The sequence below is a fragment of the Desertihabitans aurantiacus genome, assembly GCF_003344635.1.
In the GTDB taxonomy this organism is placed as follows: domain Bacteria; phylum Actinomycetota; class Actinomycetes; order Propionibacteriales; family Propionibacteriaceae; genus Desertihabitans; species Desertihabitans aurantiacus.
Genome location: NZ_QPKK01000395.1, coordinates 1 through 2,409 on the forward strand (window position 1 = coordinate 1; position 2,409 = coordinate 2,409).

Annotated in this window: 3 protein-coding genes; 1 reads left to right on the plus strand and 2 read right to left on the minus strand. The window is 76.3% G+C overall.

Annotation, left to right across the window (positions count from 1 at the left end):
* The coding region (locus DVA66_RS19420) for an ATP-dependent helicase (RefSeq protein ID WP_157974159.1) at window positions 1-1,245 on the minus strand (1,245 nt) is incomplete at its 3' end.
* Window positions 1,246-1,299: 54 nt separating this feature from the next.
* A complete protein-coding gene (locus tag DVA66_RS19425; protein WP_114124658.1) occupies window positions 1,300-1,542 on the minus strand; it encodes a mycoredoxin in 243 nt (80 codons plus the stop codon).
* Window positions 1,543-1,696: 154 nt separating this feature from the next.
* Between DVA66_RS19425 and DVA66_RS19430 the strand changes: the two genes are divergently transcribed.
* A partial coding sequence (locus tag DVA66_RS19430; protein WP_198671967.1) for an exodeoxyribonuclease V subunit gamma occupies window positions 1,697-2,409 on the plus strand: 713 nt, incomplete at its 3' end.

The following is a 2,409-nucleotide window of genomic DNA, read 5'->3' on the forward strand; positions in this document are numbered from 1 at the left end:
CGCCCCGAGCGCCTGGCGCACCTCGGCCCGCTCGTAGAACCGCTCGGCCCCGCGCACCAGGTAGGGCACGTCGCGGTCGGCCAGGGCGGCCTCGTAGGCCGGGGACTGCGCGTTGATCCGGAACAGCACCGCCATCTCGCGCCAGTCCACCCCCGCCTCGTGCTGGGCCCGCAGCCACTCCGCGACCTGCTCGGCCTCGGCGGCCTCGTCGTCGGCGACCGCGAGCTCGGGTGCGGGCCCGGGCGGGCGCTGGGCCTGCAGGGTGACCGCCTCCAGCCGCCCGGACGCGTCGCCGGCCGGGCGGGCCGCCATCACCTTGTTGGCGATCTCGACGACCTGCGGGGTGGAGCGGTAGTCGCGGACCAGCCGGACCACGGTGGCGCCGGGATGGCGGCGGGCGAAGCCGGTGAGGTAGTCGGCGCGCGCGCCGGCGAAGGAGTGGATGGTCTGGGCCGGGTCGCCCACCACGCAGAGGTCGCCGCGCTCGCCCACCCACAGCCGCAGCAGGCTCTCCTGCAGCGGGCTGACGTCCTGGTACTCGTCGACCACCACGTGCCGGTAGGTGCGGCGCACCTCGTCGGCCACCTCGGGGTGGTCGGCCAGCAGCGAGACCGTGCAGAGCAGGATGTCGTCGAAGTCGATCCGCTCCCGCTCCCGCTTGACCTCCTCGTAGCCGGTGAGCACCCGCGCCACCGCCGCCGGCTCGAGCCCGGCCACCTCCCGGCCCCGCGCCGCCGCGACCGTCGGGTACTCCTCGGGCGAGACGTTGGACACCTTGGCCCACGAGAGCTCGCCGAGCAGGTCGCGCAGCCGGGCGGTGTCGCCGCCCAGCTGCAGCCGGCCGGCCGCCTCGGCGACCAGCCCCATCCGGTTCTCCGCGATCGGCGGCAGCGCGGTGCCGGTGACCTTGGGCCAGAAGTACTGCGCCTGCCGCAGGGCGGCGGAGTGGAAGGTGCGGGCCTGGACGGCGGTGGCCCCGAGCGCGCGGAGCCGGCCGCGCATCTCCCCCGCGGCGCGGGTGGTGAAGGTGACCGCGAGCACGCTGTTGGGCGGGTAGGCCCCGACCGCGGTGCCGTAGGCGATGCGGTGCGTGATGGCCCGGGTCTTGCCGGTGCCGGCCCCGGCGAGGACCACGACCGGCCCGGTCAGGCTGGTCGCGACCGTCCGCTGCTCGGGGTCGAGGGCGGCCAGCAGCCGCTCCGCTCCGGCGCCGTCCGGGGCGCGTCCGGGCTCGAGATCCACCACGGCGACCACCCTACGGAGCGGTACCGACAACCCGCGGTCGTCGCCGCCGCGGGGTTACAGCGAGGCGAGCTTCGCCGCCACCTGGGCCGCGCTCGGGTTGGTCATGGCTGTGCCGTCGGCGTAGACCAGGGTGGGCACCGTGCGGTTGCCCCCGTTGATCTCGGTGACGGTGTCGGCGGCGGCCGGCGTGCGCTCGATGTCCACCTCGTCGTAGCCGATCCCCTGCCGGTCCAGCTGCGTCTTCAGCCGGGCGCAGAACCCGCACCAGCTGGTCGTGTACATCGTGATCTGGCTCATGCCTGCCTCGTCCTCCTCGGCTCGAGGGACGGCTGCGGATCCGTCCCTGCTACGGGGGACAACCCGTCCGGACCGCGGAGGATTCCGTGCCGGACGCCCGCACCGGCCGCTCGAGCGGAAACTGTCGGCCGGCTTCCCTAGGGTGGGTCCGACCATGAGCCAGCCCGCCCTCGACCTCCTCCTCGAGACCGACGCCGACGCCCCGTCGCCCGGCGTCGGCAGCGACGTGCCCGCCGGTCTGCGGGTGCACTCCGGGCCCCGCGCCGACGTGCTCGCCGGGGCGCTGGCCGAGCTGCTGGCCGAGCCGCTGGACGACCCCTTCGCCACCGAGGTGGTCTCGGTGCCCACACCCGGGGTGGAGCGCTGGCTGGCCCAGACCCTGGCCGAGAGGCTGGGCCCGTCCGGGGACGGCGTCTGCGCCGGGGTCGCCTTCCCGGGTCTGGACGCGCTGCTGGAGGAGGTGGTCCGCGAGGCCACCGGTGCCGAGGAGCGGACCGGCGACCCCTGGCACCCCCGCCGGCTGGTCTGGTCCTGCCTGCGCACCTTCGAGACCGTCGCCGCCGAGCCCTGGTTCGCCCCGGTGGCGACCCACCTGCGTGGGGCGGCCGACACCGACGAGCTGGTCGGCAGCGGGCGGCGGTGGAGCACCGCCCGCCGGCTGGCCCGGCTCTTCGCCTCCTACGCCTCCGAGCGCCCCGCCATGGTGGACGCCTGGCGGGCCGGGCACGACGTCGGCTCCGACCTCGGGCCGGTGCCGGACGACCTGGCCTGGCAGCCGCGGCTGTGGCGGGCCCTCGCCGCCGAGGTCGGCACCCCCGACCCGGCGCAGCGGCTCACCCGGGCCGTCGCCGCGCTGCGCGAGCGGGG

Excerpts from the sequence above, each read along its gene's own strand:
- DVA66_RS19425 (WP_114124658.1), bottom strand. The coding sequence starts at position 1,542 with ATGAGCCAGATCACGATGTACACGACCAGCTGGTGCGGGTTCTGCGCC.